The 15,894-nt window shown below is 65.7% G+C and carries 15 protein-coding genes; 10 read left to right on the forward strand and 5 right to left on the reverse strand.

Features of this window, described 5'->3' with window-relative positions; all coding sequences use genetic code 11:
• Nucleotides 1-12: 12 nt before the first annotated feature.
• Nucleotides 13-666, forward strand: a complete 654-nt coding sequence (locus ACWDTF_RS22740) for a GAF and ANTAR domain-containing protein (protein WP_355278797.1) — start codon at nucleotides 13-15, stop codon at nucleotides 664-666.
• Nucleotides 667-697: 31 nt separating this feature from the next.
• Here the strand turns inward: ACWDTF_RS22740 and ACWDTF_RS22745 are convergent, their stop codons facing one another.
• Nucleotides 698-2,230: a SpoIID/LytB domain-containing protein gene (locus tag ACWDTF_RS22745; protein WP_240857956.1), complete on the reverse strand. Its 1,533-nt coding sequence runs from the start codon at nucleotides 2,228-2,230 to the stop codon at nucleotides 698-700.
• A 288-nt stretch (nucleotides 2,231-2,518) separates the two neighbouring features.
• On the opposite strand from ACWDTF_RS22745, the gene ACWDTF_RS22750 reads away from it, so the two are divergent.
• The 4 genes from ACWDTF_RS22750 to ACWDTF_RS22765 all read left to right on the forward strand — a co-directional run bounded on the left by ACWDTF_RS22750 (nucleotide 2,519) and on the right by ACWDTF_RS22765 (nucleotide 6,675).
• Nucleotides 2,519-4,102 (forward strand): peptidoglycan recognition protein family protein, encoded by a 1,584-nt coding sequence (locus ACWDTF_RS22750; protein ID WP_449755110.1) that lies wholly within the window; start codon nucleotides 2,519-2,521, stop codon nucleotides 4,100-4,102.
• Between the two features lie 161 nt (nucleotides 4,103-4,263).
• Nucleotides 4,264-4,851 carry a peroxidase-related enzyme gene (locus ACWDTF_RS22755; RefSeq protein ID WP_355278763.1) on the forward strand — a complete coding sequence of 196 codons (588 nt, stop codon included), beginning with the start codon at nucleotides 4,264-4,266 and terminating at the stop codon, nucleotides 4,849-4,851.
• A 26-nt stretch (nucleotides 4,852-4,877) separates the two neighbouring features.
• Nucleotides 4,878-5,492 carry a peroxidase-related enzyme gene (locus ACWDTF_RS22760; RefSeq protein WP_355278766.1) on the forward strand — a complete coding sequence of 205 codons (615 nt, stop codon included), beginning with the start codon at nucleotides 4,878-4,880 and terminating at the stop codon, nucleotides 5,490-5,492.
• A 13-nt stretch (nucleotides 5,493-5,505) separates the two neighbouring features.
• On the forward strand, nucleotides 5,506-6,675 hold the full coding sequence (locus tag ACWDTF_RS22765; RefSeq protein ID WP_355278768.1) for an acyl-CoA dehydrogenase family protein: 1,170 nt from the start codon (nucleotides 5,506-5,508) through the stop codon (nucleotides 6,673-6,675).
• A 148-nt stretch (nucleotides 6,676-6,823) separates the two neighbouring features.
• Here the strand turns inward: ACWDTF_RS22765 and ACWDTF_RS22770 are convergent, their stop codons facing one another.
• From ACWDTF_RS22770 to ACWDTF_RS22785, 4 genes are all read right to left on the reverse strand, one after another.
• On the reverse strand, nucleotides 6,824-7,657 hold the full coding sequence (locus tag ACWDTF_RS22770) for an HAD family hydrolase (RefSeq protein ID WP_449755111.1): 834 nt from the start codon (nucleotides 7,655-7,657) through the stop codon (nucleotides 6,824-6,826).
• Nucleotides 7,657-8,463, reverse strand: coding sequence for a lysophospholipid acyltransferase family protein (locus ACWDTF_RS22775; protein ID WP_240857346.1), 807 nt, complete (start codon nucleotides 8,461-8,463; stop codon nucleotides 7,657-7,659). The genes ACWDTF_RS22770 and ACWDTF_RS22775 overlap by 1 nt, the downstream gene beginning before the upstream one ends.
• A 9-nt stretch (nucleotides 8,464-8,472) precedes the next feature.
• Nucleotides 8,473-9,240: a lysophospholipid acyltransferase family protein gene (locus ACWDTF_RS22780; RefSeq protein WP_240857347.1), complete on the reverse strand. Its 768-nt coding sequence runs from the start codon at nucleotides 9,238-9,240 to the stop codon at nucleotides 8,473-8,475.
• 132 nt (nucleotides 9,241-9,372) lie between these two features.
• Nucleotides 9,373-9,972, reverse strand: a complete 600-nt coding sequence (locus ACWDTF_RS22785; protein WP_449755112.1) for a TetR/AcrR family transcriptional regulator — start codon at nucleotides 9,970-9,972, stop codon at nucleotides 9,373-9,375.
• 63 nt (nucleotides 9,973-10,035) lie between these two features.
• Here ACWDTF_RS22785 and ACWDTF_RS22790 point away from each other — a divergent pair, with 63 nt between their 5' ends.
• The 5 genes from ACWDTF_RS22790 to ACWDTF_RS22810 all read left to right on the forward strand — a co-directional run bounded on the left by ACWDTF_RS22790 (nucleotide 10,036) and on the right by ACWDTF_RS22810 (nucleotide 15,290).
• Nucleotides 10,036-10,779 carry a nuclear transport factor 2 family protein gene (locus ACWDTF_RS22790; RefSeq protein WP_355278783.1) on the forward strand — a complete coding sequence of 248 codons (744 nt, stop codon included), beginning with the start codon at nucleotides 10,036-10,038 and terminating at the stop codon, nucleotides 10,777-10,779.
• Between the two features lie 21 nt (nucleotides 10,780-10,800).
• On the forward strand, nucleotides 10,801-11,358 hold the full coding sequence (locus tag ACWDTF_RS22795; RefSeq protein WP_449755113.1) for a hypothetical protein: 558 nt from the start codon (nucleotides 10,801-10,803) through the stop codon (nucleotides 11,356-11,358).
• A gap of 124 nt (nucleotides 11,359-11,482) precedes the next feature.
• A complete protein-coding gene (locus tag ACWDTF_RS22800; protein WP_449755114.1) occupies nucleotides 11,483-13,114 on the forward strand; it encodes a Rieske 2Fe-2S domain-containing protein in 1,632 nt (543 codons plus the stop codon).
• Between the two features lie 10 nt (nucleotides 13,115-13,124).
• On the forward strand, nucleotides 13,125-13,742 hold the full coding sequence (locus tag ACWDTF_RS22805) for a TetR/AcrR family transcriptional regulator (protein WP_240857352.1): 618 nt from the start codon (nucleotides 13,125-13,127) through the stop codon (nucleotides 13,740-13,742).
• 120 nt (nucleotides 13,743-13,862) lie between these two features.
• Nucleotides 13,863-15,290 (forward strand): lipase family protein, encoded by a 1,428-nt coding sequence (locus ACWDTF_RS22810; protein WP_240857353.1) that lies wholly within the window; start codon nucleotides 13,863-13,865, stop codon nucleotides 15,288-15,290.
• Nucleotides 15,291-15,894: the final 604 nt, after the last annotated feature.

The following is a 15,894-nucleotide window of genomic DNA, read 5'->3' on the forward strand; positions in this document are numbered from 1 at the left end:
GACCGGTCGGAGATGACCCGGATTGCCAACGAGTTGCGGTCGCAGAGCGACGACACCGAAGCGGTGTTGCGCAAGATGTCGAAGTACGCGGTCGATACCCTCCCGGGCGCGGAGTACGCGACCATCACCCTCGTGCGCAGCGGGGTCATCGAATCACCAGTGATCGTCGGTGATCTCGGCGGGAAGTCCGACGAGCTCCAGCGCGAGTTCGAGGAGGGTCCGTGCGTGCGTGCCGCCGTCGACGATGAGACGATCTGGATCGAGGACATGCGCAGCGAGCCCCGCTGGCCGCGTTTCGCCCCGGCAGCAGCGGCGCTGGGTATCCGATCGATGGCGTGCTTCTGCCTCTATATCGAGGGCAATGATTTCGGCGCCCTCAACCTGCACAGCACCGAACCCGATTCGTTCGGCAAGGACGCTCGCCTGCTCGGCGAACTGTTCGCCGCCCATGCGGCGACCGCGTTCGGGGCGGTGCGGGAGAAGGAACAGCTACGTGCGGCGCTCAGTTCGCGCGACATCATCGGGCAGGCCAAGGGAATGTTGATGGAGCGCTACCACATCGACGCCACGGCTGCGTTCTCGCTGCTTGCGCGGCTTTCCCAGGACTCGAACACCAAACTCGTGGACATCGCCCTGCAGATCGTGCACGCGGGTCCCGGCGCCTGATCGGCTCAGCACCCCGCGGCGCCTGATCGGCTCAGCGCAGGGCGTCGCGCTTGGGGAAGCCGAGCACCGCGATCCCGCCGCGGGCTTGATAGCGCTGCAGTCCGCGGCCGGCGAGGGCATGCGCGCCGGTCTGCCGGCTGAAGTACATGATGCCCTTCTCGAAGACCTGGATGACGCCGGCCGCGTCTGCGGTGAGGGTCGGCACGCCGATCGCCTTGCCCAGCGGTCCGAGTACGCCACCGAGGTCGGTGAACTTGCCGCTCAGCGCGGTTGTCGCGATCGAGAGCAGCTGTGACGAGCCAGGGATGATCTGGTCGGCGAGTCCGTTGAGGCTGCCCAGATCGAGACTTCCGGCGCCACCGCTCGGACCGACCGGCGGTCGCACGATCTTCGGTTTCGTCGCCTGTCCCTGCACCGAGAAGAACGACGACTTCAGCTGCAGCATCGTCCGCGCCTGCTCGCCGGTGACCTCCTTGGTGCCGCCGGAACCGACCGCGCGCACCTTGAGCGCGCGACCGTTCTCGGCGCCGAGTCCGTTGGCCTCGACGACCTCGAAACTGCGCAGCGCGCCGACGCCGAACGCGGAGCCGATGCTCCCGGCACTCACCGTCGCCGTCCAGTTGTGGTTCGGTGAAGCCGTGTCGCCCTCGTCGGCGACGGCGGGGAATCGTCCGCCCGCCGTGAAGCCGCCGGTCGACGCGGAGAATTCGGTGAACGCCGGTTGACCGTTCTGACGCAGGATCTGGCCGGTGGTCGCGTCGGCCGCGACATTTGTCCGACGATCCTCGCTCGCGACGCCGCCGTAGACCTGTGAGTTCTGGGTGTCGTCGATCTTCTTGCCGCCGGCGATGGCGGCCAGCGCGTAGGTGCGCGCGACGACGGCTTGCGCCTTCAGCGCCTCCATGCCGCCGGAGTCACCCCAGGCGGGCACGCTCTCCTTGGGGATGACGCCCTTGACGTAGTCGTCGATGTGCAGCCGGTTGACGACGCGGCCGCCGTCGAGTCCGAGTGCCCCGCGGTAGGCCGTGTTGGACCCGCAGAATTTGAGGAAGTCGCGCGCCGGTCGAGAGGGCGCCATGCTGATCGGCTCGACGAACGGTGCCGTCAGCCGCACGGTCCGAATCGCGCCACCGCCGCAGCCGCTCATGATGGTGGCCGTGGTCCCGGACAAGCTGACCGCTTGTCCGGGAGCCACGGTCTGGCCACCGACTCGCATCCCGGCGTCCGCGTGCACATTCACCGAGTTCTGACCGGTGAGTCTCACCGTGATCTCGGGCCTGTCCACCTTCCCCGCGGTGGTGCCGCCGTAATAGTGGCGCAGAATCTGACTGGCAGGCCAGCCTTTTCGTGCGTATCCGTAGGCACCCCACTGACCCATACCGCGCCCGTGGCCGTGCCCATGTCCAATCAGCGTCACCGTCGAACCCACAGAGAGTTCCACGTCCTGACTCATGGTCGATCCCGCGACCGCCAGCCCGCCGGCCAACAGCGCCGGCGCCAATCCGAAGGCCGTCCAGGACAGCGTGCGCCGACGGGCATGGCGAGGCCGTACACCCGGCGCCATACCCGACAACCACGTCATCGGACGGAACTTCTGCACTGACGGAAACACATCCCTGAGTTGGACACTCGCCTCAGACGTAACGCCTGTGACTGGTGTGACGATTGAGACTTAAGTGACCATAGTGAACTCACTCGGTTCACAACAACCCCAGAAGATAACAACAGCATCACGAGTTGCCACGCGCGGCGTGTGTGCACGAAGACGCGGCATCCTCGCCTCCACGATGACTCCCGGATCGACCATTCGGACCAACCGGACACACCTGCCCCGTTCACTTGAGGAGCCCCTGTGCGCTATGCCCGACCCAAACCGTCGATCGTGCTGGCCACGATCGCGATCGTTGCCGTGGCGAGTCCGCTCGTGGTCAGTGTGAGCAAACACGATCCCGAGCTGGTGGATCGCACCAAGAAGGTGGCCGACACCACGATCGAGCAGGTACCACTGCGCGATCTGTCGACCGTCGTGCTCGACATGGCGTCGTCGGGCCTCGGCGCCGCCGGCATCAAGCTGCCCAAGATCGACCCGAACCAGTTCCCGCTGCCCGACCTGGCCGTGCCGCTACCGTCGGGGCTCGTGCCCACGACCACGTCTTCGGATTCCAGTTCGACGTCGACGAGCAGCTCGCCCACCGCGACCACCACGACGTCCTCATCTCCGGATTCGACCTCCACATCGACGACTACCACGACGTCGGATTCGACCTCGACGACGACAACGACCTCGACGAAGTCCGGCACACCCCGATCCACGGCCCGAGCACGCGCGCCCCAACCCCGCATGGCCGACGGCCGGCCCGTGGGCGCGGCGGTCACAACGCTTCGTCGGAGCACCCCGATCAAGATGCTCGCCTTCACCTGGGACCGCCCGGTCGACGTCGACATGTTCGTTCGCGCCAAGCGTCCGAATGGGCGATGGGGTGCATGGACCGCGCTCGAGCAAGCAGCTGGGAGCGAAGCGAGCCCCGACCACCCGGCCGGCACCGAACCCATCTGGATCGGCAACGCACGCGAGGTGCAGATCGCCGCGACCGACAACGGCCTGGCCATCCCGGCGGCCGAACCACAGGGCGGCGGACCGGCGCAACTGGCCATGGGCTCTGCCAGTGAGATAATCACCAAGCTCGTCACCACCGCACTGTCGGCCATCAAGGCAACTCTGATCAGCCCGGAATCAATTCTGTCCCTTGGCTCTTCGCTACTCACGCCGCTACTCGGCGGCCCCTCGGTGGTGGCCCGCGCGCAGTGGGGCGCCGACGAGGCCATTCGTTGTTCTCAGCCCACGTTCTCGCCGACGGTCCGCGGGGCGATCCTGCATCACACCGCCGGTTCCAACGAGTACACCGCTGCGCAGTCGGTGGAGATCGTCCGAGGCATCTACGCCTATCACGCCCGCACCCTCAACTGGTGCGACATCGGCTACAACGTGCTCGTCGACAAGTACGGTCAGATCTTCGAGGGCGCGTTCGGCGGACTGGACCGCAACGTCGAGGGCACGCACACCGGCGGTTTCAACAAGTCGACGGTCGGGGTGTCGATGATCGGCAACCTCGACCAGACACCGCCCACCGGCGCGATGGTCGCCGCGGTGGCCCGGTTCCTGCGCTGGCGCCTCGGCAAGGCCGGGCTCAATCCCGGCGGGACGGCCAACCTGACCTCGGAAGGCTTCTCCGGCAGCAAGTTTCCCGCCGGAGCGCAGACCACCCTTCCGATGATCGCCGGGCACCGCGACTACAACAGCACGAGTTGCCCAGGCACACACGGCTACTCGGCTCTCGCACAGATCCGCGGCCTGGCCGGCGGTGCGTCCGTCAAGCCGCCGGAGTCGACGCCTTCTGCGACACCGACGAATCCGGTACCGGTCCCGTCCGCCTGACAAGTCCATTCGATCCCCTGAACTGAATCTGGGGGAACATCTCACGGGTTGCGATCACGCAAAGTTCATCTCTGTGACGATCTCGCGGCCGGCTCTACCGTCTGAGGAGTCACCCGCGACCGGCCACGCCGCCGATCGCTTCCTCGATCGTGAGAAGAGCCATGACCGACACTCTCGAATCCCCCTCTGCCACAACCATTTCTCGACTCCGCGTCCCCGAGCTCCATGAGCTTCCCGACAATCTACGCCAGCAACTCGAGTCGCTCGAACGTCAGCTCGGCTACATCCCCAACTGGGCCAGCGCGCTCAGCCTCGGTGGTGCGCACGCCGCACGGTTCAACGATTACATCCTCGGCCTTCTCGATCCGAACACCGGCCGACTGCCCTACGTCGACCGTGAGGTGCTCGCCACGGTGAGTTCTGCCGAGAACAAGTGCTCCTATTGCCGCCTCAACCACGCAGGCAGCCTCGGTGAGGCGCTCGGTGACCGCAAGCTCGGCACCCGAGTCGCCATCGACTACCGCGAGGTGCGTGAACTCTCGCCGCGGCACCGCACGCTCGCTCGCTTCGCAGGCAAACTCTCCTTGCATCCCGGTGAGATCGAGGACGCCGACATCGACGAACTGCGCGATCTGGGCCTGAACGACGAGGAGATCTTCGAGGCGGTGCACGTCATCTCGGCCTTCGCCGCCGCCAACCGGTTCACCATCTTCCTGCAGGTCACACCCGACGACCAGTTCTTCAACTGACTTGGCACACAAGGAGATCCACTCTCATGACGGCCACCACCGGAGCCTCGCTTCGCATCTCGCGCCTGCGCACGCCCACCGACGACCAACTCTCCCCCTCGCTCGCCGCACTCTTTGATCAGACCGAGAAGGAGTCCGGCTTCGTCCCGAACTGGCTTCGCGGCTTCGCACTCGACGAGGGGCATTTCGAACGCCTCAACGCCTACCTGTTCCCGCTCGTCCAGGGCGACCCGTCGGTGCCGAGTTCGATCACCCGACGTGAACGGGAGATCCTTGCGACCGTCGTATCGGTCCGCAACGGCTGCGCGTACTGCCACGCCCTGCACGTACATGAACTCGCCCAGTTCCTCGGCGATGCCTGGCTCGCACACCGCATTTCGCTCGACCACCGGGAAGTGCCCGAACTGTCCGAGCGCGAACACGCCCTCATCGAACTGGCGTTGACGGTCACCGACGATCCCGGTGGCGTCTCCGACGACGACATCGAGGGCCTGCGCGGCCTCGGGCTCACCGACGCCGAGATCTTCGAAGCTGTCCAGATCACCGCCATCTTCAACGCCACCAACCGGATCTCCCTCGCTCTCGGGTTGCTGCCCGACCCGGAGATCTTCGACGGCGATCACACCGCCGCACATTCGTGACCAGGAGTAACCCATGACCAGCACCACCAGCCAAGCCACCACCGAATTCGTCCTCCCCGAGGACACCCTCGAGCGCTTCCGCGAGCGAGCCGTCACCTACGACCGTGAGAATCGTTTCTTCGCAGAGGATCTCGAAGAGCTGCGCGAGCTCGGCTACCTGCGGGCGGCACTCCCCCGCGAGCACGGCGGACTCGGCATCAGCCTGCACCAGCTGAATCTCGAGCAGCGTCGCCTGGCTGCGTTTGCGCCGGCCACCGCACTCGGGGTCAACATGCACCTGTACTGGACCGGCCCGCTGGCCGATCAGCTCAACGCCGGCAACAAGGAATTACTCTGGCTCGCAGAGGAAATCGTTGCCGGAAAGGTGATCGCCGCCGGCCACGGCGAACCGGGCAACGACCTCGTCATCGACGACTCCACCACCATCGCCACGCCGGTCGACGGTGGCTATCGCATCACCGGACACAAGATCTTCACCTCCCTGTCGCCGGCGTGGGATTGGCTGGGCGTGCATGCGCGCGACAACTCCGACCCCGACAACCCGAAGATCGTGCACACTTTCGTCCGGCGCGACGAGGTCGGCGTGTCGACGGTCGAGACGTGGGACACGCTCAGCGTGCGCGCCACCGCCAGCCACGACACCCTCCTCGACGACGTCTTCGTCCCGAGTGAGCGCACCGTCGGAGTCCACGCCGTTGGTGAGCCACCGACCGGCTACGTCGCCGGTATCTTCCCCTGGGTTCTCCCGCTGCTGGGCAACATCTACCTCGGAATCGGGCGTCGTGCTTTGGATCTCGCGATCGCGTCGGCAACGTCGCGCACCGCGCTGAGCCTCGGGGGAGAATCGGTGGCGCACAAGCCGTTCACCCAGTATCACGTCGCCGAAGCGGAGTTCGCTCTCGAAGGCACCCAGGGACAGCTCGACCGGCTGACCACCCAGCTCACCGCGGGTGAGGATCTCGGTGACCGCGCGCTGCTGCGGCTGTTCGCGGCCAAGGAGAACGGCACCCGGACCGGACGCACCGTCACCGACCTCGCGCTCGAGGTCGCCGGGGCCGGAGCGCTGCACCGACGCAACGAGCTCGAACGTCTCTACCGCGACGTGCGGGCAGGCGCCTTCCATCCGCCGAACAGCGACAGCGCACGCACCTTCGTCGGGTCGTTCGCGCTTGGGTTGCTGTAACCGCACGGACTTTCGGTACGGGTCCCGCACAAAACTAGGGGAAGAACTTCCTCCCCTACTTCTTGAGTCCTCCGCGAGAAGTTTCGCGGGGACGACACCAAGAGTGGGGAAGAGTTTCTTCCCCTAGTTTCTTGCGGCCGTTCGAACCTCAGCCGAACCACCGCTCCAACACAACCGCCACGCCGTCCTCGTTGTTGCCGATCGTCACCTCGTCGGCGGCGGCGAGGGCGGCGTGATGTCCGTGTCCCATCGCCACCCCGTGGTGAGCCCACGAGAGCATCTCCACGTCATTCGGCATGTCACCAAACGCAATCACCGCATCCGACGGCAGATCGGCTTGTGCGGCAAGGCGTTCCAGACCCGACGCCTTGTGCGTTCCCGGCACCGACAGTTCGACGAGCCCGTTGTCGGTGGAGAAGGTTATCTGCGCGAGATCGCCGACGTACCCCAAAAGGCGCTGCGCCATCTCGCCACTTGCCATGCCGGGCGATCGGACGAGCAGTTTGACGGCGGGCTCGGCATAGATGTCGTCGTCGCCGACCTCGACGTGGTCGGGATTGAGCCACGCGTGCTGGTAACCCGCACTGGCCACGAAGGGCGCGGTCGCGGCGTCGTGCGCGGACTCGCCTGCGCGCTCCGCAGCGATTCCGCATCCCGGAATCCGTTGCTTGGCAATCTCTCCCAGCTTCACCAAGACTGGTGGCGGCAGCGTCGCCGACCAGATCACCCGATCGTGCAGCACGTCGTAGAGGATAGCGCCGTTGGCGCACACCGCGTATCGGACCTGTGCCTGCGTGCCGTCGAACTGGTCGGTGATCTCGGCGATCCACCGCGGCGGGCGACCAGTCGCCAGCACGAATTCGGCACCGGCGCCGCGCGCTGCCCCGAGAACGTCGAGAGTGCGTGCGGATACCCGGTTTTCGTCGTCGATGAGGGTGCCATCGACATCGCTCGCGATCAGCGTCGGCGGTCCGAATGCCATCAGGACGTCCCGCGCCGCGACTTCTCGGCGGCCTTACGAGCGCGTGCCTCCGCCTTGCGCTCTGCTTCTTCGGCTTCGATGGTCGCCGCCTCCTCGATCGTCGGTGCCGAACCGCCGAGCCGTTCCGGCACCCAGAATTCGCCCGCGGGATGGGTGCCGTAGCCGTCCTGCACCTCGAGCAACATCGTCTTCATCACCTCACGCAGCCGGGCGGTCTCGGCAGACGGGTCGGCGGCCGAATCGACAGCGATCGGAAGGCCGTAGCGCACGGCGACCGGCAGCTTGCTGCGCCCCATGTTCCGTTTACCGCCCTTGGTCCACTGGCGGTGCGCACCCCACACGATGGCCGGCACGATCGGCACCCGCGCCTCGGCCGCCATCCTGGCCGCGCCCGTCTTGAAACCCTTCAGCTCGAAACTCCGGCTGATGGTCGCCTCCGGATACACGACGACGATCTCCCCCGATCGCAACGAGTCCACGGCCGCGCGATAGGCCTCGGCTCCCTCCGACCGGTCCACCGGCACCGTCTTCGTGTGGTTGACGAGGAAGCGCATGATCGCCACGTCCATCACCTCGGACTTGATCATGAACCGCGCCCGACGTCCGGCCCGGTAGAGGCCGATCGCGGCGGGCAGGAAGTCGACGTAGCCGGTGTGGTTGACGGCGAGGACGGCGCCACCGGTCTCCGGGATGTTCTGGATACCGGTGAACCGAAGGTCGAGACCCTGCGCGCGGACGAGCCCGTTGGCGATCAGTTCGAGAGTCCGGAAGACCGGTTCGCGACTCTGCGGACGGCTCTGACTCATGCGACCAGCCTATCCGTCCTCACCTTGCTCGCGGGCTGCCCGCTTGGCCGCACGCGCGGCCTGCTCCTCGGCATCCATCCGGTTCGCCTCCTCCAACGTCGGAGCAGACCCGCCGAGTCGCGCCGGGACCCAGAATTCGCCCTTGGGGTGCTCGCCGTAAGCGTCCTGCAGCTCCAGCAGTTTCTCGCTCATCACCTTGTGCAGCTTCGCGGTCAGGGCGTCGGCGTCGCCGGTCGGTTCCAGCGGTTCGGCCACCCCGACCATGATCTTGTAGTTCGAGCGGCCCAGCTTCTTGGGATGACCCTTGGTCCACACGCGCTGCGCACCCCAGATGACGGTCGGGATGATCGGTGCGTTGGCCTCGAGCGCCATGCGGGCGGCGCCGGACTTGAATCCTTTGATCTCGAAGCTGCGGCTGATCGTCGCCTCTGGGTACACCCCCACCAGTTCCCCCTGCTTGAGGTACTCCACGGCGGTGCGGTAGCTCTCGCCCCCCTGCTCACGGTCGACGGGAATGTGCTTGAGCGACCGCATGATCGGGCCGCCGTACTTGTTGTCGAAGACCTCTTTCTTCGCCATGAACCGCACGTACCGATGGCCCTGCAGATAGGCGGGAATGCCGGCGTAGGTGAAGTCGAGGTAGCCGGTGTGATTGAAGGCGACGACGCCGGCACCGGTCTTGGGAACGTTCTCGACGCCCGAGATCGTGAACTTGAGGCCCTCGGCCAGCCACAGCAGTCGCGCGGCGGTGATCACAGTGCCATAGACGGGTTCCATGGATTGAGCTTACTGCGGCGCAATCGATCGACTGACGCTGCGATGCAGGTCTGCGTGGATGACACCGATGAGGTTCATCGACTGGATTATCCCGGCGAAGGCCTTCAGCGGTGTCATCCGTGCGAGCCGGTTCTACTGCTCCCCCGCGATGGCAAAGATGAGCTCCACCGCCGCGTCGACGAGCTGGTCCGGTTCCACGTCGAGCCGTCCGTCGGAGTAGTCGAGGTAGAGCGCGACGAGTGCGCCCGAGAGCGCGGTCGAGACGATGGCGAGGTCGCGGTCGGCGCCGATCCGACCACCGGCCATCGCGACCGCCGCGCCGACGAACTGCGGGGTCGCCGCCGCGCGATGGTCGCGCAGCGTGTCGTCGGCGAGGGGTTCGCGCAGCAGGATGCGCGCCCGGCGCGGGTCCCGCTCGAAGAAGTCGCGGATGGCGTCGACAAACGCGCGCACGTCCTGGCGCGGGTGACCCGTCACCGCGACGGCAGTCAGGGTCTCGAACAGCTCCGCGGACACCTCGTCGTACACGGCGGTGAGCAGTTCCTCACGGGAGGCGAAGCTTTCGTAGAAGTAGCGCGGACTGAGCTTGGCCTCGCGAATCACCGCACGCATCGTCACCGCTGCGGCGCCGCCCTCGCCCAGCAGTGCGCGGCCGGCGTCCAGCAACACCGCCCGACGGTCCGTCGAGCGATCCGCCAGTGTCTGACCTCGCCACAGCTTTCCGGAACTCACCCGCTCATCCTTGCATCATCGGGCGTATTGACATCGCCCGATTCAACATGAATCATGTGATTCATGTTTACCGAAGAGGCCTTCCAAGAAGCACTCGCACGTCCGCGACTGGCCAAGCCCGCACCGGAATATCTGAAGTCGAACCGGGGTGTCCCGATCCGAGCCATCTCCGAACCGGAGTTGCAGGAACAGACCCGCGAATGGTTCGACATGTTCGCCAAGAAGCTCGACTTCCTCGAACGCCAGGGCAACGACGTTGCCTGGCTGATGACCTGGGCCAAGAAGTACTGGTGGAGCTTCCTGGTCCGCGACATGAGCATCAACGACGAGCTCTACGCAGCCGACCTCCGCTACACCGACGTGACCACGTTCGGCCGCACCATCGTCGGCATCGACGACTTCGTGACCTACAACTTCGCCTTCTTCGACGCGATCCCCGACTGGCGCTACGACCCCCTGCCCGACCAGGTGTACGTCGATATCACGCCAGAAGGCAAGGTACGCATCATGATCCGCTACATCGGCAGCGGCCACTTCTCCGGTGCACTGCGTCTCTACCCGTACGACGGTTCGGCGCCGACGCTGTATGGCGACGGCAGGTTCATCCAGTGCACGGCCGTCGACCGCTACCACTTCAACACCGACCGCCTGATGGAAGAGGGCGAAACCCTCTACGACTTCATCGACGCCACCCAGCGCGCCGGCATCCTCCCGCGCGACGACAGCCGCGTGCTGCGCGCCGCCTTCGCCGCGTCGAAGATCCCCGTGTCGGTCCAGCGGCTGACGCAGCGGTTCACGTCGCGCTGAGCACCCCGGCATACTGTCGCGGTGGATGATCCGCCGCGCCGTATCCACATCGTCGGGGTGTCGGGAACGGGCAAGTCGACCCTCGCGCGTCAGGTCGCGGACATTCTGGACCTGCCGCGACTCGAACTCGACGAGGTGTTCTGGGACGCCGATTGGACGTTCCGTGACCTCGACGACGCACGCGCTATCGTCCGCACATTTCTGGCCGACAACCCGACCGGCTGGGTGATCGACGGCGTCTGGACACGACGCCTCGACGGGCTTCTGGACACCGACACGCCCGACGGTCCCGATGTCGTGGTCTGGCCCGACCACGCGCGACGCACGGTCATGTTCCGCGTCACCCGCCGAACCGTTCTCCGAGGTGTCCGCCGTGAGGGGATCTGGCACGGCAACCGCGAGAACCCGCGAGACTGGTTCCGCCGCGACCCCGACAAGAACATCATCCGCTGGGCGTGGGTGATGTATCCGGAGACCCGAGATCGGATGCAGGCACGCATCGACGCCGGTGAACCGGTTCTGCGGCTCGCCGGTCAGCGGGCTGTCGACGACTGGCTACGGTCGCTGAAACAGCGGTGACCGCCATCACGCGGGAATCCTGCAGGCACAACGGCCCACGACAGGCCCGGCGGCGACTCGTTAGATTGGTATGTCGAATGCCCGCACGCGCTCAGCCCGCGCAGCCCAGGAAAGGTCGCCACACGTGCAGATCACCAGCATCGGACATGCCGGCTTCCACATTCAGACCGCCGCCGGGTCGATCCTCTGCGACCCGTGGGTGAACCCCACCTATTTCGCCTCCTGGATCCCGTTCCCGGACAACTCCGAGCTGGATTGGAAGGCGCTTGGCCAGTGCGACTACCTCTACGTCTCACACCTGCACCGCGACCACTTCGATGAGCGCAACCTGCGGGAGAACGTCAACAAGGACGCCACCGTCCTGCTGCCCGACTACCCCGTGCCGGACCTCAAGCGCGAACTCGAGAAGCTCGGCTTCCACACCTTTGTGGAGACCACCGACTCGGTGAAGACCACGGTGACGAACGACAAGGGCTCGCTCGACGTCATGATCATCGCGCTGCGTGCCCCCGCCGACGGCCCGATCGGCGACTCCGGCCTCATCGTCTCCGACGGCGAGACCGTGTGCTTCAACATGAACGACGCCCGGCCCATCGACCTCGACGTCATCGACGAGGCGTTCGGTGGCGTCGACGTCCACCTGCTGCAGTATTCGGGAGCCATCTGGTACCCGATGGTCTACGACATCCCGCGCAAGTCGAAGGCGAACTTCGCGTCGCAGAAGCGTCAGCGCGGCATGGATCGCGCCCGCTCCTACATCGAGCAGGTCGGCGCGACATGGGTGGTCCCGTCGGCCGGTCCGCCGATGTTCCTCGACGAGGAGTTGTTCGGGCTCAACGACTTCGGCTCCGGCATCGACGACCCGGAGAATGCTCGGCCGGCCGACGTCACGTCGATCTTCCCCGACCAAGAGACGTTCCTGGAGCAGATGCGCATCCACGGCACCGACGACGGCGAGCGTCATCGTGGCCTGATGATGGTGTCGGGGTCGGTCGCCGACTTCACCGGATCGACGCTCAACGAGGTCAGCTATCCCTACGCTCCGCACGACGTGTTCGGCGAGAACAAGCAGGCCTACCTCGAGCGGATGAAGGAGAAGTTCGCCCCGATCATCGCCGCCGACAAGGCAACCTGGGCCCCGGCCGAGGGCGAGCCGCTGATCGGGCAGCTTCGTGAGTTGTTCGAGCCGATCATGGCGCAATCGGACCTCATCTGCGACGGCATCGGCTATCCCGTCGGTCTCGTCATGACGCCGCACAGTTCGTCGAAGGAGACCACCGACGAGACCGAGATCGTCGTCATCGACTTCCCCAACCGCATCGTGCGCGAGCCGAAGGAGGGAGAAGGCAAGTACCGCTACGGATTCCGCATCGCCACCGAGCTGGTGCGGACCGTCCTTCGCGACAACGAGCCCGACTGGGTCAACACGATCTTCCTCTCCACCCGCTTCACCACGTGGCGGATCGGCGGGTACAACGAGTTCCTCTACACCTTCTTCAAATGCCTCACCGACGAGCGAATTGCCTACGCCGACGGCTGGTTTGCCGAGGCACACGACGATTCGGCGTCGATCACCAAGGACGGCTGGGAGATGCAGCGTCGCTGCCCGCACCTCAAGGCCGACCTCGGCAAGTTCGGTGTCATCGAGGGCGACAAGCTGACCTGCAATCTGCACGGCTGGCAATGGGACCTGCCCACCGGTCGGTGCCTGACCTCCAAGGGGCACGACCTTCGGGCGCAGCGACTCGGGACCTGATGAGCTCATCATGACCGCCGCAGAACGAACCTACGGTGGGCGCGCTGTGAGCGACCGGCTGGCCGATCGCCGCCGTCGGTTCCTCGACGCGGCGCTCGATGAGTTCTCGACGAAGGGCTACGCGGCGTCGTCGGTGACCTCCCTCTGTAAGGCCGCCGGACTGTCGCGACGGCAGTTCTATGAGCTCTTCGCCGATCGTGAGGACCTCCTCATCGCGATCTACGACGAGATCCAGGGAGGCGCCCGTCTCGCGGTCTCGGAGGCGTTGTCCGACAATCCTTCTCGCGATCTCCGTGACCTGGCCACCACAGCGATGCGCGCCTACATGTCCTCGGTGGGCACCGATCCGCGGCGCGCGGAAGTCTCGTTCGTCCAGGTGGTCGGCGTGAGCAGTCGCGTCGAGCAGCACCGCATCGACGGACGCGAGGAGTGGGTCGATTTCTTCGTCGCAACGATGGCCGACGTCGCCGCGCGCCCACCCTCGGATCGACAGCGCCACCTCGCCATCGGCTTCGTCGGCGCCCTCACCGGACTCGTCCACCGATGGAGTTCGTCCGACGACCCGGCGCCACTCGGCGACATCGTGGACGTACTCGCCGACATCCTGCTCGCCTTCACCACCCTCTGACTCGAGAGTCGAGGCCCGCTGGCCCTCCTCATCGCCACCCTTGTGGCGCAGACCACATCTGTGTATCTTCACTAGGAATGTGAGACGCAGGTGTCTCACAACTGGACAAGGGGTGGTTGTATGTGTCGGGGGTCGACGACGTTGCGCGCTCAGGCAATTGGTCTCATCATCGGATTGCTTGTCACGACCTTCGTCGGAAGTTCCGTTCTGGCCACGGGGCACGCGTCGGCAGTGCCGGTGCAGCCTGCACTGCCCTTTCCGGTCCCGCCGGCGATCCCCGAGTTCGACCGCGCCTTCTATCTCCCGCCGCAGCGGGTGGTCGAGTCGAAGAAGCCCGGTGAGTTGATCGCGGCCCGGCGCGTCAATCTTGCTGCGTTCTCGGCGATTCCGATCAACGTGGACGCATGGCAGATCTCCTACCGCTCGACGAACACCCGCGGGGAAGCGATCCCGGCGGTGGCGACACTACTCAAACCGCGCGGTCCGCAGCGTCCGGGTCCGTCGAAGCTGGTGTCTTGGCAGTCTGCCGAGGACTCGACCGCCATGTACTGCGCCCCTTCGTATGTGATGCAGTTGGCATCGATTCCCGGGCAGATTTCCGGCTCGGTCGACTCGCAGTACGAAGTCTTGCAGATCACGTCGCTGGTCGGTGCGGGGTATTCCGTGGTGATTCCCGACCATCAAGGACCTCAGTCCGCCTTCGCTGCCGGCCCTCTCGCGGGCCGCATCACGCTCGACGGAATCCGCGGTGCCCGAAACTTCCGACCGCTGGGACTGAAAGACGATCTGCGCGTAGGGATGATGGGTTACTCCGGCGGGTCGATCGCGACCGGGTGGGCGGCTGAGCTCGCCGCGTCTTACGCGCCAGAACTACCCATCGTCGGAGCCGCCGAAGGCGGTGTCCCCGCCGACATCGGAGCGCTGGTCAACCTGGCGAACGGCAATGCGGCGTCGGGCCTCATCATGGCCGGGATCATCGGTGTGAGCCGCGAGTACCCGGAACTCGATCGCTTCCTGCAGCGCCATGTGAACCCTCTCGGCCGGGCGCTGCTGACGGTGAAGAGTCCACTCTGCCTGACCTATCAGGCAGCACTCGCCCCGTTCGTCAACATCAAGGGTCTGATCAACCTGCCGGGCGATCCACTGAGCTATCCCACTCCACGAAAAGTGCTGGGCCAGATGAGAATGGGCAAGTCCGTACCCACGTTTCCGATGTTCATCTACCAGTCGAACCCCGATTGGATCGCGCCTGTCGGACCGGTCAACACCCTTGTGCGCACCTACTGCGCCGATCCGGGCGCACGCGTGCAGTACACCCGCGACCATTTCAGCGAGCACATCACCCTGGCGGTCGAAGGATTTGCCCCCGGTGTGGTGTGGATGGCTGACCGCTTGGCCCGCAAGCCAGTTCGACGCGGCTGCACCACCAGCGACCAGGGATCGATGGCGTTGAACCCCGCAACCTGGCGGGCGTTCGTCAACCTGGTCGGCAACAACCTCGCCATTCTGATCGGAGAACAACTCGGGCGGGTTCCGCGCCACCCCTGAGCCTGATCAATGGAGGGCATCGACCGCACAAGCGTTGCCTTCGAGTCAGCGACCCACCCGCCGCCTGCGGCGGCGATCGTGGAGGCGGGAAGAGGGCCGTGGAGCGCGACGCGGCAACGATGATCCACGAAAAATAGGGGAAGAAACTCGTCCCCTACCCCTGGAGTCCTCCCCGCGAACTTTCTCGCGGACGACTCAACAAGCAGGGGCAGAAAGTAGGGGAAAAACCTTCCCCTACTTTCAGTGGTCCGGCGCCTCGCTGACGTGGCCCGTTCGCCTGCCCTTCGAGGCATCCCTCACCTGGCGCCTCGGGTACCTCAGAGAGCGGTGGGGTGGTGGACACTTATGCGCAGGCCAGAGCACTAGTCACAGAACTCTTCGGATCAGCGACCCACCCGCCGCCTGCGGCGGCGATCGTGGAGGCGGGAAGTGTGCTCGGGTGGTCACCGCGGGTGGGGTGGCTGATCATGGAGGCTGTGGATCGTTGGTGACCTCGGTCGCTTCTTTGTGGGAGAGTCCCAGGGGGTGGTGGGGTTTCGGTCCTGACGTCAGCTGAGCCGGTCGTGACTGGTCCGGCGTGTCGTGGGGGCTTGGGGTGGGCCAT

It is taken from the genome of Gordonia sp. NPDC003422, assembly GCF_053588675.1.